This window comes from Persicimonas caeni, assembly GCF_006517175.1.
GTDB lineage: Bacteria > Myxococcota_A > Bradymonadia > Bradymonadales > Bradymonadaceae > Persicimonas > Persicimonas caeni.
Genome location: NZ_CP041186.1, coordinates 4,514,872 through 4,537,336, shown reverse-complemented (window position 1 = coordinate 4,537,336; position 22,465 = coordinate 4,514,872). Strand labels below are relative to the sequence as shown.

At 66.2% G+C, this 22,465-nt stretch carries 9 protein-coding genes; 4 read left to right on the top strand and 5 right to left on the bottom strand.

The window, feature by feature from the left end:
* Positions 1-33: 33 nt before the first annotated feature.
* From FIV42_RS16685 to FIV42_RS16670, 4 genes are all read right to left on the bottom strand, one after another.
* Complete coding sequence (locus tag FIV42_RS16685) at positions 34-2,073, bottom strand: hypothetical protein (protein ID WP_141198786.1); 2,040 nt, start codon at positions 2,071-2,073, stop codon at positions 34-36.
* 213 nt (positions 2,074-2,286) lie between these two features.
* Positions 2,287-2,940, bottom strand: a complete 654-nt coding sequence (locus tag FIV42_RS16680) for a hypothetical protein (RefSeq protein WP_141198785.1) — start codon at positions 2,938-2,940, stop codon at positions 2,287-2,289.
* Positions 2,941-3,216: 276 nt separating this feature from the next.
* Positions 3,217-3,669 (bottom strand): DoxX family protein, encoded by a 453-nt coding sequence (locus tag FIV42_RS16675; RefSeq protein ID WP_390619663.1) that lies wholly within the window; start codon positions 3,667-3,669, stop codon positions 3,217-3,219.
* Between the two features lie 178 nt (positions 3,670-3,847).
* Entirely contained in the window at positions 3,848-7,351 is a 3,504-nt protein-coding gene (locus FIV42_RS16670; RefSeq protein WP_168210708.1) for a serine/threonine-protein kinase, read from the bottom strand.
* A gap of 252 nt (positions 7,352-7,603) precedes the next feature.
* Here FIV42_RS16670 and FIV42_RS16665 point away from each other — a divergent pair, with 252 nt between their 5' ends.
* From FIV42_RS16665 to FIV42_RS16655, 3 genes are all read left to right on the top strand, one after another.
* Positions 7,604-7,951, top strand: a complete 348-nt coding sequence (locus tag FIV42_RS16665) for a nucleoside triphosphate pyrophosphohydrolase family protein (protein ID WP_141198782.1) — start codon at positions 7,604-7,606, stop codon at positions 7,949-7,951.
* Complete coding sequence (locus FIV42_RS16660) at positions 7,948-10,014, top strand: aldolase/citrate lyase/malate synthase family protein (protein WP_141198781.1); 2,067 nt, start codon at positions 7,948-7,950, stop codon at positions 10,012-10,014. The genes FIV42_RS16665 and FIV42_RS16660 overlap by 4 nt, the downstream gene beginning before the upstream one ends.
* Before the next feature lie 90 nt (positions 10,015-10,104).
* Positions 10,105-15,552: a sensor histidine kinase gene (locus FIV42_RS16655; RefSeq protein WP_141198780.1), complete on the top strand. Its 5,448-nt coding sequence runs from the start codon at positions 10,105-10,107 to the stop codon at positions 15,550-15,552.
* Positions 15,553-16,296: 744 nt separating this feature from the next.
* On the opposite strand, the gene FIV42_RS16650 is transcribed toward FIV42_RS16655, so the two are convergent.
* Positions 16,297-19,647 (bottom strand): tetratricopeptide repeat protein, encoded by a 3,351-nt coding sequence (locus FIV42_RS16650; protein ID WP_141198779.1) that lies wholly within the window; start codon positions 19,645-19,647, stop codon positions 16,297-16,299.
* A 311-nt stretch (positions 19,648-19,958) separates the two neighbouring features.
* Here FIV42_RS16650 and FIV42_RS16645 point away from each other — a divergent pair, with 311 nt between their 5' ends.
* Positions 19,959-22,454 carry an autotransporter outer membrane beta-barrel domain-containing protein gene (locus FIV42_RS16645; protein WP_168210707.1) on the top strand — a complete coding sequence of 832 codons (2,496 nt, stop codon included), beginning with the start codon at positions 19,959-19,961 and terminating at the stop codon, positions 22,452-22,454.
* The last annotated feature ends 11 nt before the right edge of the window (positions 22,455-22,465 follow it).

Below are 22,465 nucleotides of genomic sequence, written 5' to 3'. Positions count from 1 at the left end.
TAAGAACGCGTTCAGTGCACCTAATCAGTGCACCTAAAAGGTCCCGTTAACGATACACGTCGAGGGCAGCGCCCCATCGGCCGAGTCCAACGGGATTTCCATGCTATCACGCGTAAGCTCCCCGCGCGAGCAGACCCCGTCGTAGGAGCTGTCTTGGCCGTTGTCGTCGAAGTAGCGGTCGGTCTCGACGATCAACATCGGCAAGTCGGTATAAGACCGAGTAGGGGACGGACCCAACAAGAGATTGGAGCCATCTTCGTAGTAGTGCTCGCGCGTGAGTTTGATGGCTTCGGCGTCACGCTGGTAGCTACGAATCAGGCATTCGGTGCCCGACGAGTTACAAGAGTATTCGCGGGTGGTCCCTTGGCCGTCGACGAGCATCTCGAAGATGCGCGTCTTGATGCGGTAGATCCCTACGTTGCTCGCCCCGGGGTCCAAGTTAGCCATGCGCAGTTCGGTGCAACTGCGCGCCTCGATCTCGGTGGTCCCGTTGGTATTGCCGTTGTGGTAGCACTCGTCGCCGTCGCGATCGCTGCCGATATCGTAGGCAGCGGGCGTGTTCGGCCCGCCGTTGGCGAAGAGCGTGGGTACGTCGTAGGTCGTGCTGCCGATGGTCACCGCGCCATTGTGGTCGCTGATCACGTCGAGCAGGAAGTGGTTGAAGCCCACGACCGGCTTGTTGGCGTGAACCGGTGTGGAGTAGCCGAGCTGGATATAGTCGAAGTTGAACAGGCGATCGCTCGTCGAGTCGACCGGCACGCCGGTCAAATCGGAGACGAATTGCTGCAGCTCGCCGATGGTAGCCCAGTCCCCGTTGGTCTGCGGGATCAGCCCGCCGCCATTGAAGGTGCGCATGTCGGCGACCACCGTCCAGCGGTCGGTCGCCGAATCGTAGGTCGAGCTGATAAAGCCTTGGGGCAGGTTGTTCGGATCGTCGAAAGTCGCGAGGTCGACGCTCGAGATAGCCGTGCACCGGGTGCCTTCCTCGAGCTGTGCAGGGCACAGACAGCTGTAGGGATCGGTGTTAGGGTCGCAGGCCGAGATAAATTTGGCATTCGACAAGCTGTTGACGCTCAGCGGGCCTGTGCCTCCGAAACTGTTGGGCCAGCGCGAGCTCTGCGAGTTGACCAGCACCCCGTGCGGATAGGAGACCACCGTGTCGAGCCAAAGTCCGTCCGAGCGCATCAGATCGGCGCGATATTGGTAGATGTAGGAGCCGTCGGAGATCGCCGGCCCCTCGAGGTTGCTCGAGCCGAGCGCTTGTACGCTGGTCGACGCCTGAGGGTCCGAGCCATCCCACAATGCCTGAACGTTGGTCGGCGAGTTGACCTGGGTGGCGCCGTCGAGCACCACGCCGTAGGACTGGCAAGTCTGGGCGTCGATAACCTCCCACTCCCAGTCGAGGTAGTAGTCGAAATACCCGCTATACTCGCCGGGCAGGTACCACGGAAAATTGTCAGCGTTGAATAAGGCCGTGTCGTGGTAGTCGTCGCCGTTGGGCGAGAACATCGGGTGGTCGACGGCGACGTTGGTCAGCTCCACGATCCCATTTTGGCCCATCACGGTGACTTGGCCGGGCCGGATACGCGACGCGCGTACTTCGACTTCGTCGGCGCCGTGCAGGCTCAGGTGATGCGTTCCGGCATCGAGCTCCAGCGCAAAATGGTTGGTGGTGCTACTGCCCGCCTCACGTGGTCGAGGCATCACAGGGGTTCCGTCGACGTGCACGCGCGCCCCGAAAGCGCCGTCGACGCGGATGCACACGCGGCTGGCGTCGGTGAGATGAAAAGTGTCCCTCGAGGAGTCTCCCCAACTTGTGCTCGCCGCGAGGGGTCCGTCCAAGATCAGCTCGCCTGCCGTGCAGGGGTCTTCGGCCGGCCGAGCCGGTGAGGGCAGCACATCGAGACCACAGACCGGATTGGCTTGACTCAGCGCTTCGATGCGTCCGTTGGCCGTCGAGCTCTCGCCGCCGGGCGCGTCCTCAGCTGGAGAACACGCGTTCGCGGTAGCGAGCAGGCACACAAGTCCCACGGGAACGAACGAGCGCCACGCCTTCGCGATCGAATACTGCATAACTACCTCTGAGGCGCACCACAAGGGGCACCAAAAACGCCAAGTTTTGTCGACAGATGTCTCTGCCGTAAACTATAGCGCTCCGGAGGTAAGTTCACAAAGGCAATGCCATAAAAGGCGTATAAAAGAAGAGGGCGCGACGCCCATTCGGCGCCGCGCCCATCGTGCTCGACAGCCGGCCCAGGCAGGCCGGTCTGGAGAGGAGAGGCGGGGCTACATGCCGCCCTCTTCACCCTCCATCATGCCTTCCTGATCTTCGAGGGGTCCACCGCCAGCGGGCTGCTCCTCGAACTTCATCTTATCGACGATCTCGTTCCAGTTTTTGCGAATCTCGCCGAGTTCCTCCTCCATCTGCGACTCCATCTGCTCGGCTTCCTGCTCGCTGGCGCGCTCCATCTCTTGGAGGTTCTGTTGAGCCGAGGTGATTTGCTGCTGCAGCTCCTGAGCGGCCTGCTGCTCGGTTTCGTCGAGGTCCTGCATATTGATGCGCGTCAACTGTTGCTCGATGGCGCCAACGGTCCCCCAAGCTTCGCGCTCGAAGTCGTTATTGGCGTTCAGGATCGACTGACGCACATCCGGCCCGAAAACCAGCGCATTGGTGGGAATGCCCAGCTCGTCGGCGACATCGTCGCGGGTCTCCTCGAGGTCCTCCTCTCCGGTCATGCCCTCGGCGAGCTCTTCGCGGGCGGCTTCGGGCTCGACCTCATCGCCCAGACCGCCTTCCATGCCTTCGTCACCGAGTGCCACGCCTTCTTGTTCCTCTTCGACGATGCCTTCCTGCTCGGCTTCTCGTTCGCAGCCTACAGTGGCACCGGCCAACATCAGCGCGGCCAACAAGACTATCCATCGTCGTGCGATCGTACTCATCATGTCCTCCCCACGATTCGGCGCGGCCGGCGATATCCAACAGCTCGGCGGCGCCTGCTCGTTTTCGGGTGATAGACCTGACGAAACCACCTGGTTCGATCGTCGAGCCGAGCGAGTCACGTACAACCGGCCGGCTCGAATGCGGTGGTGCGACAGGACGTCCCGGCCCCCCATGAGACCGGGTCAACGATACTTTCAACCTACAGTCTCAAGGAAAACACCCGACGCAGATGTCAATGCTTAGCGCCTCACATCGGCACCAGAGGCACCATCAGGCTATGTGGAGCGTCGCGTGGTGAGCATGCGATCGATCGAGCCGCTGCCTCCACCGGCGACCATCAGCGCCACCACGATGCCCAACGCCAACAGGTGAAACTCGAAGCCTTCGCCAGCCTGGTTGCCTCCCCAGTTCATGAAAAAGCCGTGCTGGGCGTGCACGGTGACGATCGCGCCGATCATCACCGCCCCAATACCGGCGGCGGCGAGCCGGGTGGCCGCGCCCAGGGCCAGCGCCAGAGCGCCGAAGAACTCGATGATGATCACCAAAAAGGCCACGATCCACGGCAGGCCCATTCCCTCGGTGAAGTTGGTCATCGTGGCGCTATAGCCGCCACCGCCAAACCAGCCCAACAGCTTTTGGGCGCCGTGCGGAAACATCACCACCGCCAGCGTCAGGCGCAAAATGGCCGGAGCCCAGCGGTCCTCGGTCACAAAGAGCTTCGTCCACAGCGACGTGGAGCTTCGAGAGTCTGTTCGATGGAGCGTGTCAGTCGTCATAATCGCCTCCGCAAGTTTGGAGAGCCTTGTCCCCCTATGAACTTGCACACGAGACCGGGCGCGACACGCCTCTCCGTGTGGGCGCGGTGTTAACGCGGTGGGTCAGGCAGGCTGGGTCGGGCAAGCTGAGTCAAGCAGAGACGGCATCGGAGACTTGTTGCCGCTTGGCGCTCGAGGCTTCGGCGCGCTCGCAATCGCCCAGCCGACGCCACTGCTCGGCAGCCAGCGCGTACACCTCGACTGCATGCTCGCACTGGCTCCCGTTGCGCAAAGCGTCGGCGGTGCGCTCCAAAAGGTTGGCGAGATCTTCATCGGCGGCGTCCGTCCGATCCAGAAAGGTGGCCAGTGGCTCGATATACTCGCCCACGACGCCCCACCAGCCCCGGGCGGCAGCACACGCGAGCACTCCGGCGCGGGCGATGATCTCGAAAAACGCGCGCCCTCGGGCCTCGAACATCTCGGCGCTGATCAGAAAATGCGCCTCGGATTCTTCGTAACCACCCCGCTCGAACTTGAGCAGCGCCAAGTTGAGGTGCGTGATCCCCGCCGGGCTTCCAGTGGCCTCCTGAAAGCGCAGGCACTCTTCGTACATCGCCTCGGCACGCTCGAGTTCGCCAAGACGTCGGTAGAGCTCCGATAGCAACTCGAGAATCTGTGCCTCCGAGCGGGGATGACGAGCCGCCAGAGTGAGCGCGCGCTGGCAGTGTGCCAACCCGTCTTGAAAGTCCTTTTGGAAAAACGCCAACCGTGCCCGCATGTAGAAATTGGAGCTTCGAATCCACTGAGGGTCATCCGGACCGATCATCTCGAGTTCTCGATCGAGCAACCAATTGACCTTCTGGGCTTCGTTCACCCGTGACAGTCCTTGGGCGAGCGCTGTCATCGCCCCCCCAGCGCCACCACAGTCGGCACCATCGCGGATTAACGCGTATCCGTCCAAAAGCAGAGCCGAGGCATCGGATTCGCCCATCCACTGGGAGGCGAGCCCCAGATACGCCAGCGCCTGCGCTTTGATGCCCGTCCAACCATGACGTTTGGCCGCGTCGCGCGCCCTGACGGCCCATGCACACGCCTGAGTGACGCGACGCTCGTTGAGCGACAGACGCGCGCGGAACACGTCGAGCTTGCCCCAACGCACGTCGTCGTCGGGAAGTCCCATCGCCTCGAAGCAGTCCATCAACCGAGCGGCGAGTTGATTCGCCGCGGAGTATTCTCCGAGGTGTCGATGGGCACGAGCCCCCTGCCACAACGGCTCGACCGCGCGCTCGTACTCCCCGGCGCCCATCGCGTACAAGCCGAAACGACCCGACTGGCGTGGCGAGAAGTCCTCGTAAAGGCGCTCGAGCATGTCAGCGCAACGACGTCGGCAGTGCTGCCAGCGCCCGGCTTCGCGGCTGGCTCGCTCGATGCTCTGGCGCACGAGCGCGTGGCAAAACTCCCATCCCGCATCGGTGTGACGCGCAAATCGGCGCGCGACAAATTCGTGGACGAGCGATCTGTCGACTTGAAGTTTCGCCTGCTCACACACAGCGTGCCACTCGCGCCGATCCACCTTCGCCCCGAGGGCGGCGGCGAGTTCCAGCGCGTGGCGAGCGTCGGGCCCGCAGGACTCGAGCACCGCGTCGACCTTGTGCACACAGACTTCATGCAAATGATCGGGCATGGTCGGCACCACGCCGTCGGCGAGGACAAACCCTTGCTCGGCGACCTCGAGCACCCCGCGCTCGATCCACTCTCCGACCAGTTCGACCGCGAAGAGCGGGTTGCCGGCGGTGCGCTCGACCACCTCGTGGACGAGCGCGTCGTCGAGCAACAACAACTTGCGGACCAGGCGGGTGTGCTCGCGTTGACCGAGCGGCTCGACTGCCAGCGTGCTGGTGCGTGGGCCGCCGCACACCTCGTCGAGCATCTGCGAAGCGTCCGGCTGTTCGGCGAGCAGATCGTCGGTCGCGACCACCACAAAGAGCACCGGGCCCAGATCATCTGGATGGGCCTGCTGGGCAAAACGCACGAATTCGAGCCCGTCGATGCCCCACTGGGCGTCGTCGAGCCAGACCACCACCGGGCGCTTGGAGGCGAGGCGACGCAAATAGCGCCTCATCGCCGCATAGTATTGATTCGGGTCGGCGACGGGAGCCTGCTGCTGTGTGCGGGCACCCTTCAGGTCGGACCGTGCCAGATGTGCAATCACCTCCCAGTCGGGCAACGCCGGGTCCACCTCGGGCCCCAGCGCCTGCTGCACTGCGGAGTAAGTGGCCTGAGCGTCGGTCTCGACGATGCGAAGGTGGCGCGCGAGCATGTCCCCAAGCCCCTCGCCGGGGCCGTTCTCGACGCCAAACGCCGCGCGCAGGACCTCGGCGACGCCGAGCTCCTCGAGCCGACGGGTAAACTCTTGGACCAGCCGGGTCTTGCCACACCCCTGGTTTCCACGAAGCACCAGCGTGGAAGTCTTACCCGAGCGGGTAACCGCGCACAGCTCGTCCCACAGACGCTGCAGTTCGCGCTCGCGGCCCACGATGGGCACCGAGCGCAGCCCGTACAGACCCAGCCCCGCCCCCACAAAGCGCATCGAGCGCGGCGTCGACGCCGAGGTCGGCCAGCGGTCGGGCAGGCCGGCCGGCGGGGAAGCCGTCTTGTCAGTGGACAGGAGTTCGCCTGTCTGCTGGAGCTCGTCGGTCTGCAGAATGGGCTCGAGCACCGGCGTCAGCGAGGCCACCCCGCGCGTTTTCGCGGGGAGGCCTTGGGCGTCGGCACTGGCATCGAACGTGCTCAGATCGAGCCTGGCCAGCGCGCGCGCCGCGTCGGCCGCCGTGGCGAACCGATCCGCAGGCGCGGGCGCAAGCATCCGATCGAGCCACGCCTGAAAGCCCGCAGGCACGTCCATCGTCTCTTCGAGACGCCGGGGACACACGCCGCTCTTCTTCTGGTAGAGCACGCGGACATTCATCCCGTCGAAGAGAGACCGCCCGCTGATCAACTCGAAAGCCACACACCCCAACGCGTACAGGTCCGACCAGGGGCCGTGGGTGTGCCACGGCCGGTCGATCTGCTCGGGGGCCATGTAGCGCGGCGAGCCGACCAACCTCGACGAGGAGGCGTCCCCATCGAAGGCGCGCGACAGACCGAAGTCGGCCAGCTTCGGGATGAGCCGGCTGCCCCAGGTGCCCAACAAGATATTGTCCGGCTTGAGGTCGCGGTGAATGACACCGGCGGCGTGGGCGTGGGCCAGCGCGTCGAGCAGCGTCAGCAAGATCGCCTCGAGCTGGGTCCAGCGGACCTGACCGACCAGCTCGCGCAACGTGCCGCGGCGGGTCAACTCCATGACATAGTACGGGGTGCCTGCCGACAACTCGGCGGCCCCGGCGGCGCTGTCATGCGGGTCGACCTCGCCGTAGTCGAAGATCATGACAATGCCCGGGTGGTTGAGGCCGGCGGCGGCCTGCACCTCCCGGCGAAACCCGCGGCGCAGGCGCGCGTCGAGCTCGTCGGGCCGGTTGATCACCTTGATGGCCACGGGCACTTGCTGGCGGCGATGCTCCCCGGCGAACACAACGCCCATAGCTCCCTGCGCGAGGCGCTCGTGGACGTCGAAGGGACCGAGGGTGACGCTGTCGATTACTTCTTGGGGCTTCATAAGGGCGCGTACTTCCATTGCGCAAAACAACGAGATGGAACGAGAATCTCGAGTCATCGAAAAGACAGACGCGAACTGTAACGAAAACCGAGACTCATCTCCAACCGAATGTGTCCGACATGCGTCGCGCTCCCAGTACGAGTAGCGCATCCCCGAACGACCAAGCCGGGGGAGGCCATCAGGACGGTGGCCCATCGCACGCCGATGCCGTATGTAAATTGATGCCGATTCAACCACGAAGGAGTTCGACCGATGAGCAAAGACTTTACGTTCGCCGAATACCAGAAGCTCGCCTCACGCACCGCCCTATACCCCGGGCGAGACGACGACGCGCTTGCGCCCTACCCTGCGCTAGGGCTCGCCGGGGAGGCCGGCGAGGTCTGCGAACACATCAAAAAAGCGATCCGCGACGACGGCGGCCAGATCACCGAGGCGCGACGCCAGGCGCTGCGAAAAGAGATCGGCGATGTGCTCTGGTACGTCGCCGCGCTCAGCTCCGAGCTGGGCCTCGAGATGGGCGATATTGCCCAGGCCAATATCGACAAGCTCGCCGACCGCCAGGAGCGAGGCGTGCTTCACGGAGAAGGTGATGATCGATGACGACATCTAAGCGCGACATCCCGTACTACCGCGATTTTCTTCCCGACGAGTTGCTCGCACGACTCGTGCGCGAAGGCGAACCGGCGCAAGGCGTCCCCGGGCTGACCGTGGCGCCGGGGCTTCGAGACGCCTTCGGCCACATCGAGACCGACGAGGCGCTCGCGTTTGTCTGCGAGCTGTACCGACGCACGCGCGACCACCTTCGCCGCGTGCTCGACAGGCGCCAAGAAGACCGCGCCTTCGTCGACGAGGTCGTCGCCGAGAGCGTCGAGCGCAATGCCACGCGAGAGTACCTGTCGCCCGATTACGAGACGCCCATCGGGCGTCGCGACCAGGCGGGCCGCGTCGTCGTCGGACCGCTGCCCGATGACGAGCGCGCCGAGCCTGCGCCCGTCGAGGTCCCCGAGTTCATCGAGGGCATTCAGGTCACCCTGTTCGGCCCGCCGGACACCGCCAAGATGTCGATCAACGCGATGAACGCGCTGCACCGACGCCTGCCCGACGAGCCCGCACTGGTCGCCGAATTGGTCGAGGCATCGGGCGCCGTGCCTCGCTGGGGCGCGGACAACGAGGACTCGAAGACCCCGATCATGCGCAATTTCCTGCACGCGTGCGACAACTTGCTCGGCTGCTTCGACGGCACGCTGCGCTTCGAAGACACGCGTCGCACCGATCAAGCAGGGCGCGCCAAGACCTACGAGTTGGCCGACGACAAGCTCGCCAAGCCGATCAAGCGCATCCCCGGCCTGGCGCTCCCCGACGGCAATCACCTGCTCGACGGCCAGCCACTGCCGCTGCACCTGGTCGACTTCGCGCTGCACCTGTTCCACAACTGGCAGCGCCCCGAGGCGCTCGTCTTCTACGTGCCCAAGCTCGAAAACGAGGAGGAAGCAGCCTACCTCGCCGCGCTCATCGCCGAAGCCGAAGCGATGATCCACGTGCAACATCCCGAGTACGAGCCGGGCAGCGTGCGGCTGTTCATCGTCTTCGAGAACCCGCGGGCCATCTTTCGTATCCGCGAGATCGCCCAGGCGCTGTCGCCGCACTTCCTGGGCGGGAGCCTGGGCTGGCACGATTTTCTGGCCTCGACCGCGCGGCTCTTCCGCAACGACCCGCGCTACCGCATCCCGGTCAAGGCCGACCCCAATATCGTCATCAACCACATCAAGGAGTCCCACGAGATTTTGGCCAAGGCGCTCGCGCCTATGGGCGCGATTTCGATCGGCGGGATGTATGGCGTGCTCTACGAAGGGGGCAATCGCGACTCCTTCGAGGTGTGCATGGTCGGCTACATCAAAGACGTGGTCACCCAGCTCAAGCGGGGGCTGGACGGCTTCTGGGTCGCCCACCCCGACTTCGTGCGCCCGGGCATCGCGCTCGTCGAGGCGTTTCGCCGGTGGCGAGAAGACCCGCGTGACGACGTGCTCGAGCGGCTCGTCGAGGCGCTGGTGCCCGACCCGGTCGAGCGCGAGCCGCTCGTCGAGTTCATCTTCGGCGACGACGTTCCCGGCCTGGCCGAAGACGACCCGCTCTACCTGCGCGGGGTGCTCGCCGCCAACGTCGAGACGAGCGACGTCATCCAAAACGACGATCCCGAAGAGGTTCGCTACAACGTCTTTCAGGCGCTGCAATACCTGGCCGACTGGCTGGCGGGCAACGGCTGCGTGGCGCTGCCTGCGACGATGGAGAACGCGCGCGGCGAGCAGATCTTTGTGCGCATCATGGACGATCTGGCCACCACCGAGCGCTCGCGCTGGGAGTTGTGGGCCGAGATCGCCCACGGGCGCGTCTCGCTCGAGCTATTCGACGACATTCTCTTCGAAGAGCTCGAGTTCATCCGCGACGGCCGCCAAACCCCGACCAAGCGCGTGCAGGTCGCCTGGGAGGGCGAGGCAGCGCGTTGGTACCCCATTGCCGCGCGCCTGCTCAGACAACTGGTCACCAGCGACGAGCCCCCCGAGTTCGCCACCGAGCTGCTGATGCCGTTTACGCTCGATTGCGTGCGCGAAGCCGAAGACGCTTGGCAGGCCGCTGTGGCGCTATGCCCGGGCAAATACATTTGAGATCCCTTGGGAAGTCCCCACATTTGGTGCGGCATTGCCGTCCATCACGAATCCACCGCAGGATCACTGCGGAAGCAGGGGCAACCTAGGATGTCAGAGCACACCGGGCAGCGTCGCAATGAGGAGTGGGGCGGCCCATCACTACATATCGAAACATTCTTGCGCCGCGCGATCGCCATGAGCGACGCACTCGCCGCCCTGCACGCACAGCGGCGGGTGCACCGCGACATCAAGCCGAGTCATTTTCGCCACGACACGTCGACCGGCCGCGTCGATCTCGTCGGCACCGAGCTTGCCATCGACATCGACGCGATCGAGGGAGCGCACGACCGAGACGAGTCGATCGAGGGGACCTCCCTGGTCGGCTCGCTGCCGTATATGTCCCCCGAGCAGACGGGGCGTGTCGACTTGCCGGTCGACGCTCGCAGCGACCTGTACTCGCTAGGGGTCACCTTCTTTGAAATGCTCACCGGCGAATTGCCCTTCGACTCCGACGACCCCCTCGAGCTGATCCACCTGCACATCGCCGACGCCGCCCCTGCGGTGATCAGCCGGCGACCGGGCGTGCCCCGAGTCATCTCGGCCATCGTGCGCAAGCTGATGGCCAAAAACCCCGACGAGCGCTACGGAAGCGCCGAGGGCCTGCGCGCCGATCTCGAGCGCAGCCTGGACGAATGGATACGCACCGGAGAGATCTCACCGTTCGAGTTGGGCACCAACGACGCCGGCCCCAAGCTGCGCATCCCCGACAAGCTCTACGGGCGCCGCGAGGCCCTCGGCACACTGGTCGAACGCTTCGATCGCATCGACACGACCTCCGAGGCGCAGATCTCGGTGATCGCCGGCGGCCCGGGCGTGGGCAAATCCACGCTGATCGCCAAGTTCCAGCCCCACGCACGCCGCGGTGGGCTCTTTGCGTCGGGCAAATTCGACCAATATCACCGTAACGTTCCCTACCTGACGCTCATCGAGGCGTTTCGCCAGCTCGTCCAACAGATTCTGGCCGGCAGCGAAGAGGAGCTGGACACCTGGCGCGCCCGCATCCAAGAGGCGCTCGGGGAGACCGGGCGGGTCATCACCGCGGTCATCCCGGAGATCCGCCACATCGTGGGCGAACAGCCGCCGGTGCCCCAGTTGAGCCCTTCGGCCACTCAGAACCGGTTCAACTTGACGTTCGAGCGCTTCGTGCAGGCGTTTGCGCGCCCGCATCGACCGCTGGTGATCTTCTTGGACGACATGCAGTGGGCCGACGGAGCGACTCTGGCGCTGCTCGAGGTCATCTTGACCGGGTTCATGGTCGACAACCTGCACCTGATCTTCGCCTACCGTGACAACGAGGTCGACGCGGCCCATCCGTTCGCGCGCCTGATGAACAAGCTCGAGGCCGACGGCCCCAACATGCACCAGATCACGCTGGGACCGCTCGACGAGGCGCAGGTCAACCAGTTGGTCGCCGACACCTTGGAGAGCTCGCTCGACCACACCGCTCCGCTGAGCCGGCTCATCTACCGCAAGACCGAGGGCAACCCCTTTTTCGTGCGCCAGTTGCTCGAGAACCTCTTCGAGGAGGGGTTGGTCACCTACGATCGCGGCCGCCTGGAGTGGACATGGCAAGAAGAGCGAATCGAGGAGGCCGGGCTGACCGAGGACGTCGTCGGCCTGCTGGTGACTCGGCTGGAGCGGCTGACGCGTCCGGTCCAAGACACGCTGCAGCACGCCGCGTGTATCGGCAACAAGTTCAACCTGAGCACGCTGGCGATCGTCAGCGCCACGCCCCGCGACCAGATCCGCGCCCATCTCGAAGACGCCATCGCGCAGGGGCTCATCGGTCGGGTGCCCCAGCGCAACTCCGAGGAGGCTTCGGCGAGCTTTCAGTTCCACCACGACCGTATCCAACAGGCGGCCTACTCGATGGTCGCCCCGAGCGACCGCCCTGCGCTGCACCTCGAGATCGGCCAACTGATGCTGGCGAATATCCCGCCCGAAGAGCGCGGCGAGCAGATCTTCGACATCGTCGACCAGCTCAACAAGGCGGTCGGGCTGATCGACGACCCCGCAGAGCGCGAACAACTGACCCAGCTCAACCTGATGGCCGCCGAAAAGGCGCGCGCCTCGTCGGCCTTCGCCCCCGCCGCCACGCTCTTCGAGCTGGTGGCCGAGCTGATGGGCGAAGACGCCTGGCAGTCGCGCTTTGACGACATCTTCGAAATTCAGCTGGAGCGCGCCGAGTGCGAGTACCTCTCGGGCGATTTCGACGCCGCCGAACATATCCTGGCCGGATTGCTGCCGCGCTGCCGCACCGAGATCGATCGCGTCGACGTCTACATCGTCTGGCTGAGCCTGTACCAAAAAGCAGGCCGCTTCCGCGACGGGCTCCCCATGGGCCTCGAGGCGCTGGCCATGTTGGGGATGGAGTATCCCGAAGATGACGCCGAGCTGCCGGCGCTCGTCGAGGCGTTGCACCACGACATCGAGCGCGAACTCGACGGCCGCGATATCGACGACCTGGTCGACGCCCCGCTGCTCGACGACGCGCGCATCGAGCGCATCCTCGCGCTGTTGAGCGAGACGGCCGTCTTCTCGTATTTCGTGCGCCCGGCGCTGTTTCCCTTGCTGTCGCTCGACTCGGTGAACCTGTCGCTGCGCCACGGCAATACGCCTCGCTCCTGTTACGGCTACAGCGCCTACGCGCTGGTGCTGGTGTGGATGTTCGGCCAGGTCGACATGGCCGTGGCCTTCTCGGAGATGTCCCAGAAACTCAACCGCAAGCTCGACGACCTCAGCCGCGAGGGCTGGCTGGGGCATCTGCACGGCAATCATATCCTCATCTGGAAGCGACCCTTTGCCGAGGCCGCCGAGGTGCTCGAAGAGGCCTTCGACACCTGCGTGCTCACCGGCGATTTCGTCCACTCCAACTACATCGCGTTTACCGAGTGGTGGGTCTGCTTCGAGAGCGGCTCGACGCTCGACGAGCTCCAGGAGACCTCCCGCCGATTCGTCGGCTTTGCGCGCCAGACCGGCAACCGCGCCGTCGAGCAGGCCATTCGCATCGAGCAGCAGGTCGAAGACGCCCTGCTCGGGCGCACCGAGGCGCGCGGCGAGCTCGACGCTGCGGGCTTCGACTCCGACGAGGCACTCGCGGTCTTCTCGCACAACGGCTTCGGCACCGGCACGGCGCTCTTCTGGATCGCGCGCATGGTACTGGGCAACGTCTTCGGCCAGACCGACGCGGCCCTCGAGGCGGCGCGCCTGGCCGAAGCACACGCCGCGTCGACGATGACGCTGGCGCTCGAGGCGACCTACGTGTTCCAGCGTGCGATGGCGCTCAGCGCTGCCTGCCATCGGGCCGACGCCCCCTCAGACAAGACGCAGATGGTCGAGAGCCTGCGCGAGGCAGCCGACACCTTGAAAGCTTGGTGCAGCCACTCTCCGCAGAACTTCGAGGCCAAATGGGCGTTGAGCGCCGCCGAACTCGCCCAGTTCGACGGCGAAACCGACGCGGCGATGCGCTTGTACGAGCGCGCCTCCCAGCGCGCCGCCCAGTTCCAGGCGCCCCACGACGAGGCGATCGCCTGTGAGCGCGCCGCGGCGTTCTACGCGCGCAAGAATCTCGACACCGCCGCCCACGGCTTTTTACGCAAGGCGCGCCAGGCCTACGCACGTTGGGGCGCAACCGACAAGGTCAGCCAACTCGACGAGCTCTATCCACAACTGTTCACAGCCGAGGGCTCCTACGTCGACGACCGGCGTCTACGCGCCGAAAAACTCGACTTGATGGCGGCCATCAAAGCCGCTCAGGCGATCTCGGCCGAGCTGGAGGTCTCCAAGCTGACCGAGACGCTCATGCCGCTGCTCATCGAGCACGCCGGCGCCGAGCGCGGCTGTCTGGTGCTGCTCGACGGGGACGGGTTCTCCATCGAGGCCGAAATCTCGGTGGGCGCGGGAAGGCAACGCGCGCCCTTCGGCGCCGACGACGGTGAGTTCCGCCCCACCACCGGGGTCCCCGAGTCCATCCTCCGATATGTGCGACGCACCGGCGAAAAGGTCCTGCTCGACGACGCCCGCCGCTCCGAGACCTTTGGCTCGGACGAGTACGTCGCCGCCCACCAGCCCAAGTCGGTGCTCTGCCTTCCCGTGACGCGCCACGATGAGAGCTCGGGCAAGTTGTACGGCATGTTTTACCTGGAGAATAACCTGACGGCCGGTGCATTCAGCCCCGACCGTCTGCGCATCCTGCAGTTACTCGCCGCCCAGACGGCCGTCTCGTTGGAGAACGCCGGCCTGTATCGCGAGGCTCAACTCCTGAGCGACGCGCGCCGCTATGTCACCCAGCTCAAGCAGCTCAACGACGTGGCCATCGCGGTCAACTCGGCGCTGTCGCTCGACGAGGTCGCCCACATCGTCACCGAACGAATACGCGAACTCATCGGAGCGCACCAGGCGGTCACGAGCCTGACGGTCGACCAGAAGTGGGGCCAGGCGATCAACGCGGTATCGATGTCCGACAAATACGCGCACTGGCGGGACTACGAGGCAGCACCGACCGGCGAGGGCATCTACAAGCTTGTGTGCAGAGCCAACAAGCCCATGCGCCTGACCCAAGAGGAATTGACCGAGCACGCCGCCTGGCGCGGCTTTGGCGAGCACCAAGACGCACATCCGCCGATTCGCGGCTGGCTCGCCGCCCCGCTGGTCGGCCACGACGGCAAGAACCTAGGGCTCATCCAACTGTCGGACAAATACGACGGCGAGTTCACCGAGCGCGACGAGGCGCTTCTGGTCCAGCTCGCCCAGCTCATCGCGGTCCACGTCGAAAACGCCAGCCTCTACGAAGAGGTCCAGCGCGAGGTTCGCACCCGCGAGGAGTTGATGGCCGTGGTCTCGCACGACCTTCGCAGCCCGCTGTCGTCGATTACCTTGTCGGCCGAGTTGCTCGATATGACGGCCGGCAACGAGAACTCCGAAAAGGTCGCCGAGCGCGCCGAGGTCATTCGTCGAAACGCCGAGCATATGGACCGGCTGATCAACGACCTGCTCGATCTGGGCGCCATCGACACCGGGTCGTTCACCCTGCAGCTCGACCACTGCCATCCCGAGCAACTCGTCGAGGAGGCGCTCGATGCGCAGCGGCCGCAAGCGCGCCGTCAGGGCCTCACCCTCGACGCCGACGTGGCCCACGGCCTTCCGGCGACGCGATGCGATCACGACCGCGTCCTGCAGATCTTCTCCAACCTGATCGGCAACGCCATCAAGTTCACCCCCGAGGGCGGCCGCGTCACCGTCGGCGCCACCTCCCACCCTACCGGCGTGCGCTTCTCCGTGCGCGACACGGGTCCCGGCATCGCCGAAGACGAACTCTCCAAGATCTTCGAGAGCTACTGGCAAGCCAAGAAGACCCCGCGCATGGGCGTCGGTCTCGGCCTGTCGATCGCCAAAGGGCTGGTGGAGGCCCACGGCGGCGAGATCTGGGTGGAGAGCGAGTTGGGCGAGGGGACGACGTTCCTCTTTACGCTGCCGATGACCGACGGCGAGGCGTAGGCGAGGGCAAGATGCCCCCGGACTTCGGTGCGAGTGCTTCCAGCTCTCGCTTACGAGGGCAAGATGCCCCCGCACCGAACACTTCGCGCGCTTTCGGTGCGAGTGCTTCCAGCTCTCGCCTACGAGGGCAAGATGCCCACGCACCGAAGAAGGCGAGGGCAAGATGCCCACGCACCGAAGAAGACGAGGGCAAGATGCCCACGCACCGAACAAATATCGCGAAAGTCTTGCGTGAATGCACTTGGCCCACGCTTCCGGTCGCGTGAGGACGCCATTTAGCCGGCCGTCGCCGAACCGCAGTTCGACGCGCCGTCTGCCGACCCGATCCCCGAGCGACTCCCTCCCTGTAGTCACCTGCCCTCGGGCCACTTTCCCCCCCCCGTTCGACGGGGGTAGGCGGTGGCCCGAGGGCATTTTCATAGGGGGTTTGCCCCCTGCGCGCCGCGCCAACGCGACGCGCAGGGGGGTCGAACGGCATTGGCGGTGCGTAAACCCGCGCGGAACGCGACTCGAATGACATTTGCGGCGCGTAAACCCGCGCGGAGCGCGACTCGAATGACATTTGGCGTGGGTTGACGCAGCGCAAACGGGGTTCGACCGGGGGACGAGATGCGTTAGACGCAGCGTGAACGGGGTTCGACAGGGGGGCGAAATGCGTCGAACGCAGCGCGAACGGGGTTCGACGGGGGGCCACGGTCACGTGACCGAAGCCACCTCAATGCCGGCTCGAAAACTTGTGTTGACTCAAGAGCGCTCGACCCACACGGGCGTGTACACCGGCGAGATCAGATACTCGCCGTCGAACGTCTCCAGCACGTCCTGAAGGCCCAGCGCTCGCATGCGCGAGATCGTGGTGTAGAGGCGCTGGCTGGCCGACTGGGCGGTGAGCACCTCGTCGGGCCAGCCGGCGGCGACGATTTCGTCGCTGGTCATCGTCTCGCCGGGGGCCTCGAGGCGGCGGTCGACCAGGGCGCGCAGGATGCGCCGGATGGGCCCGCGCCGGCTGATGTCGACCGGCTCGGCGTCGTCGATGGCGAACCAGCGCGTCTCTTCGCAGACGCGTAGCACCGAGCGCTTCGGCGAAGCGCCGGCGGGCAGATCGCCGGCTTCGACGCGGGCGTCGAGGTAGGCGAGCAGGTTCTGGGCCTCGTGACGCGCGACCGGCAACTCGGGCGTGGCGTCGGCGCGCTCGTAGGCGTCGCGCAGCTTGCGACGAGCTTCGGCCTCGTCGCCGCGGCGCATCGCGGCGCGGGCGTGAGCGGCGTCCAAGTAGCCGTACATCACCTCGAAGAGCGAGCGCTCGCGGGCGATGTCGGTCTCCTCGAAGATCTGATCGACGCGCTCGAAGTAGCGCTTGGCCTCGCCGGTTCGCTCCAGCGCGCCGTACGTGGCCGCCAGACAGACCAAAATGGCGATCTTGAGGTGGATGTGGCCGGCTTCCTCGACGGCGATGCTCGCCTCGAGCAGGTCCGACTCGGCGGCGGCGTAGTCGCCGCGGGCAAAGCGTGAGCGACCTCGCCCCAAGAAGAAGACCGCGGTGTGCTCGCGGTCGCCCATCGCCGAGGCCAGCTCCATCGCCTCGGCGTAGCACCGCTCGGCGAGCTCGATCTGGTCGGTGGCGGTGTAGCAGGCGGCCAACTCGTGGCTGGTGACCAGCCGGCCGCGCCGGTCACCGACCGACTCGAACAGCTCGCGCGACTCGTCGATATAGCGAATCGCCTCGTCCCATTGCTGCTTCTGGCGCAGGATGGTGCCCAAAAAGAAGAGCACCGCGGCCTGGCTGAACGCGTTTTCGCAGCGCCGGGCGCGCACCAGCGCCCGGTGCAGGTAGTCGGTCGCCTCGTCCATCTCGTTTCGGTTTCGGGCGACGATGGCCGCGTTGGTCAACACGGTGATGACGTCGAAGCCCTCGTCGTCGCGGGCCATCTCGGCTGCCTGGCGCACCAGCGGGAGGCTCTCGTCCTCCTTGCCCTCCATCCCCAACACAAACCCGAGATCGCTCATCGTGTAGGCGATGACTCGTTCGTCGCCCAACTCGAGGGCGAGTTCGTGGGCTTCGCGGCAGTCGCCTTCGGCGGCCTCGTAGCGCCCGCCCCACATGCGGTTCTTGGCGCGGGTCCGGAGCGCGCGCACCAACAAGCCGGGCTCGCCGGCTTCGCGTGCAGCGGCCACCGCCGCGTCGTTGCGCTCGCCGAAGCCACCGAGCGGCCCGACGCGCACGTCGACCTCGGCCAGGCCCTCGACGATGGTGACGAGCCGGCGCGGGTGGTCGGCGCCGGCGTTGTCGGCCGCGCGATACAGGTTGGCGAGCTCGGCGCCGGCGCGGTCGAGCCAGGCGCGCTCGTCACCGCCCTCTAGATGGGCGCGAAGGGTCTTCGCCCATTCGGCGTAGTAGTCGATGTGTCGGCGCCTGGCCGCGGCGACGAGCTCCTCGTCGGCCCGCGCGCCTACGAAGTTGCGCACCGGGGCGAGCAGCACGTGGCGCGCGGCCTCGCCGGGCTGGGCGCCCGTGCGCAGCAACGAGAACTGACACAGCATCGCGAAGAGCTCTTCGGCGTCGGCGTCGACGGTGGCGCCGATGACCGAGACGGCCGCCTCGGCCGTAAAGCTGCCGGCGAAGACCGTACAAGCTTGCAGCGCGGCTTGCTGGGCCGGGTCGAGCATCTGCCAACTGCGCGCCAAAGCGCGCTCGAGCTCGTCGCGCGGCGCGTCGTCGTCCGGGCCTGCAGGCGCACTGCCCGAGCGGTGCGGCGTCGCACGCGCGATCAGCTCCAACGCCAGCGGCAACCGCCCACAGGCGTCGACCACCTCGAGCAGGTTGTCCGGGTCGCGCAGGTGAGGGGCGCGCGCATCGAGCGGAATCGGCGTGGGCCGCTCCAAGAGCTCTTCGAGGAGTGCTCGCGCGGCCGAGCGGCCCAGCGCGTCGACCATGACCACCTCGCCGTCGGCGCGAGGCTGGCGCTGACGCGTGGTGAGCACGTACAGATTCTCGGCGCCGTCGAGCCAGTGCGCGACCGAATCGATGAAGTCGTCGTCGAGAGCGTCGACGTCGTCGAGCACGAGCAACGTCGGGCCGCGCTCGCCGATGGCCGCGACCAGGCGGGCGTCGAGCTCGGCGCGCGCCTCGGAGCGCGGAATCTGCACGCCGGTGGTGCGGGCCACGCTAAAGACGGCCTCGTCGGTGGACTGCACCTCCGAAAGGTCGCAGAACCACGCCTCGGCCGCGCCCTCCAACCGGCCGGGGCTGCGCGCGTCGTGGTGGGCGAGCCACGCGCGGGCGAACTCGACGGCCAAGCGCGACTTGCCGGCGCCCGCCGGCCCGCAGATGGCTACCCGTCGCGCGCCCTCGAGGGCTTCGGCCAGCGCGTTGAACTCGCCTACTCGGTCGACGAACGCGCCGCCGGGCTCGGGCAGGTTGCTGCGTCGGTCGTGCGGCTTTGGGACGGGCGTGTGGGAGGCATTACGAGCCAAGCGTTGCGGGAGGGCGGTCGCCTCGCAGGTATCGGCAGCGAGTTGCTCGAGCCACCACGTGTGCTCCTCGCTGAGTGCCTGTGTCCCAGCCTGTATGCCGGCCAACTCGGCGATGAGGTCGACGACCGCGGCGCCGAGGCGCACGCCCCCGGTGGGCGCAGCTGCAGCGAGGCGGCCGGCCGCCTCCAGCGTCGGACCGCAGGCCAAGCTGCGACCACTCATCGCGTCGATGCGCGTGTGCACCACGCCCATGTCAACGCCCAGGCCGACGCGCAGGCCCCGAAACAAAAGGTCCTCGCCCTCCCCTTCCCCGAAAACCTCGGCGCCGGCCTCCTGCGAGACCAGGGCGTCCGGCCATTCGACCTCTACCAACGCGTCGCTCAGCGCCAGCGCCCAGTCGACCGCGTCGAAGACGTCGTCGAAGCTGGCGGCGATCGGCGCCTCGTGGGAGTCGAGCCGGGCGCCCCGATAGGTCTCGAGCAACGTGTCGACCGCGTTGGCCAACAACGCGACCGCCTTCTGCATCGCCTCGGGAACCTCTCTCCACAGCGCTCGCGCGCCGCGCACCTCGACGCACACCACCGGGGAGGCGCGAAGCTTGCCATAGGGCTCAGGAGGGGTCATACAACCTACTTGTCAGTGGGTGAGGCTCAAAGTAACTGCACGAAGATTGTGCGGGAAAGTCTCGGCGAGGGCTGAGTGTCAAGGACAAGGCGCGACGCCGAGGCGATGCAGCGCATCGTCGAGAAGGAGCAACGCAGTCATTGGCGCTCAGAACCGCCGAGATAACCGACAGAATCTTCGTGTAGTTACTCAAACTGTCAGTCATTGTAAGTTCCGAAAGACACTCACCATTTGGATGATGCAACATGATGAAAAGCGTGAGTGGAAGGGGCGGAGACGTCTCTCATGGAACTGGCAAGGTAGGTAAGGTTATGACGACGCGAAGATTCGCAATCATTTCTCTGGCGCTCCTGTTGAGCGCGCACGCCGTCGCCTGCAGTGACGACGGGGGTGGTGACGAGACCAACAACCCGGTCGCCGATGCAGGCCCGGATGCTGCGGATAACGATACCGGCAGCGAGGATGCGGGACAAGATGCGAACGACGCGTCCGACCTCGACGCCGGCGATCCCCAAGACGCCTCGGACACCTCCGACGTGACCGACCCGAGCGACGTCACCCCCGACGTCGAAGCCGATGCCGGCGACGTCACCCCCGACGTCGAGCCCGACACAGGCGAGGACGTCGGCCCGCCCCCCGTCGACGACCTCGACCCGACCGGCGGCGCCTGGAGCACGAACTACTCGATGCCGGGGCTGCAAGGACCCTCCGGGGCGCGCGGCTACGTGATGGCCGAAGACAAGGCCAGCGGCGGCTTTTATGTCGGCGGCATCTTCGACGTCGCCGGCGGCGCCTCGGCGACCAATATCGCCCACTGGGACGGCACGCAGTGGAACACGGTCGGCTCGATCTCGCTGGCCATCGACGTGCACGCCCTGGCGACCACGGCCAACGGCGACCTGTACGCCGGCGGCGAAGGTGGCGGCGGTGGCGGTATCGGCATCGGCGGCTCGAACACCCTCGAGAAGTGGGACGGCTCGAGCTGGTCGGTCTTCGCCAATATCGGCGGCGGCTTCGGCACCGTCGTCTACGACATCGAGGTCTTGAGCGACGGTCGCATCGCCATCGGCGGCCAATTCGGCGACGTCGACGGCCAATTGCTCGACAACCTGGCCGTCTGGGACGGCACCTCCTGGTCGATGCTGGGCAACGGCGACGCGCCCAACGGAGCTGTGCGCGTCATCGAGGAGCGCGCCAACGGCGACATCTGCATCGGCGGCGACTTCGCCGACATCGGCAGCCTGACGGTCAACCGCATCGCCTGCTACGACGGCACCCAGTGGAACGCGCTGGGCAGCGGCATGAACTCGTCGGTCGAGGAGTTGCTCGATGATGGCAACACGCTTCTGGCCGCGGGCACCTTCTCGGTGACCGACGCCAACGGAAACTCGAGCATCGGCATCGGCCGCTGGGACGGCACAGCCTGGGACGGCGTCGCAGGCGGCATGCAGGGCGGCTCGGTCACCGGCGTTCGCGCCCTGGCCCACGGCCCCAACGGCGAATTGTTCGTCGGCGGCACGTTCACCAGCGCGGGCAGCGGCACAGGCCAGGTCGGCGCCTCCAATATCGCCGTGCTCGACGCCAACGGCACCTGGAGCGCGCTCGGAAGCGGCATCTTCAACACCGCCGGCTTCGTGCTCGGCGCGGTCGTCGGCCCCAACGACTTCCTGGTCGACGACGTCAACGGCACGTTGACCGTGGCCGGCCTCTTCTCGATTGTCGGCGACACCTTCAGCCTCAATATCGGCAAGTGGGATATCGGCGGGACCGACGACACGAGCTGGTCGAAGGTGGTCGGACAGGGCGAGTTCGCCGGCGCCGACATCGCCGTGGTCACCCTGGCCACCGCCCCCGACGACACCGTCTACGCAGCCGGTCGCTTCACGACCATCGGCGGCAAGCAGATTTCGAGCCTCGCCCAGCTGACCAGCACTGGCTGGCAAGAGGTCCCCGGAGCCATCAGCGGCGACATCGCCGAGATCGTGTTCGACTCGAACGGCCACGCCTACATGGGCGGCTCGTTCACGGTCGCCTCGTCGACGCAGAATATCTCGAACCTGGCCATCTGGGACGGCGTCGACTGGAGCGGCTTCAGCGCTGCCGTCCCCGGCCAGATCACCGCGATGGCCATCGACGCCAACGACACGCTGTACGTCGCCGCCCACGCGCCCAACGCCAACACGAGCACGGTCTATGAATGGACCGGCTCGGCCTGGCAGCAGCTGGGCGACGCCTTCGACGACTACGTCCAGACGATGCAGGTGCTCCCCGGCGGAGACCTGTACGCCGCGGGCTCGTTCGACGGCGACATCAACGCCACCACCACGCTGTCGAAGATCGCGCGTTGGGACGGCTCGGCGTGGGTCGACGTCGGCGGTGGCCTGTCCGACCGAGGCCGCATCAGCGCCTCGACCGTCTGGGACGGCAAGCTCGTCGTCGTCGGCCACTTCGACGAGGTGGGCAGCGCGACTGCCGGCTCCATCGCCATCTGGGACGGCTCGGCCTGGGACACCCTGGGCGGCGGCCTGCCCCCGCGCTTCCCCAACGGTCCGCCTCCCACGGTGATGGCCGTCACGTCCAAGGCCAACGGCCTGTTCGTCAGCGGGACCTTCCCCCAGATCGACACGGTGCCCGCCAAGTATGTCGCCTGGTGGGACGGCCAAGACTGGCACGCGCTCGGCGACGGCCTGTCCGACTTCGCCCAGGCGCTGACCGTCTCCGACTACCGTCTGTTCGTCGGCGGTCCGTTCACCGAGGCCGGCGGCCACCCGTCGTACCACATCGGCGAATGGGACTACGCGCCCTGAGCCTGCGACAG

Coding starts and splice junctions, on each gene's coding strand:
- FIV42_RS16685 (WP_141198786.1), bottom strand. CDS start 2,073: ATGCAGTATTCGATCGCGAAGGCGTGGCGCTCGTTCGTTCCCGTGGGA.
- FIV42_RS16680 (WP_141198785.1), bottom strand. CDS start 2,940: ATGAGTACGATCGCACGACGATGGATAGTCTTGTTGGCCGCGCTGATG.
- FIV42_RS16670 (WP_168210708.1), bottom strand. CDS start 7,351: ATGAAGCCCCAAGAAGTAATCGACAGCGTCACCCTCGGTCCCTTCGAC.
- FIV42_RS16665 (WP_141198782.1), top strand. CDS start 7,604: ATGAGCAAAGACTTTACGTTCGCCGAATACCAGAAGCTCGCCTCACGC.
- FIV42_RS16660 (WP_141198781.1), top strand. CDS start 7,948: ATGACGACATCTAAGCGCGACATCCCGTACTACCGCGATTTTCTTCCC.
- FIV42_RS16655 (WP_141198780.1), top strand. CDS start 10,105: ATGTCAGAGCACACCGGGCAGCGTCGCAATGAGGAGTGGGGCGGCCCA.
- FIV42_RS16650 (WP_141198779.1), bottom strand. CDS start 19,647: ATGACCCCTCCTGAGCCCTATGGCAAGCTTCGCGCCTCCCCGGTGGTG.
- FIV42_RS16645 (WP_168210707.1), top strand. CDS start 19,959: ATGACGACGCGAAGATTCGCAATCATTTCTCTGGCGCTCCTGTTGAGC.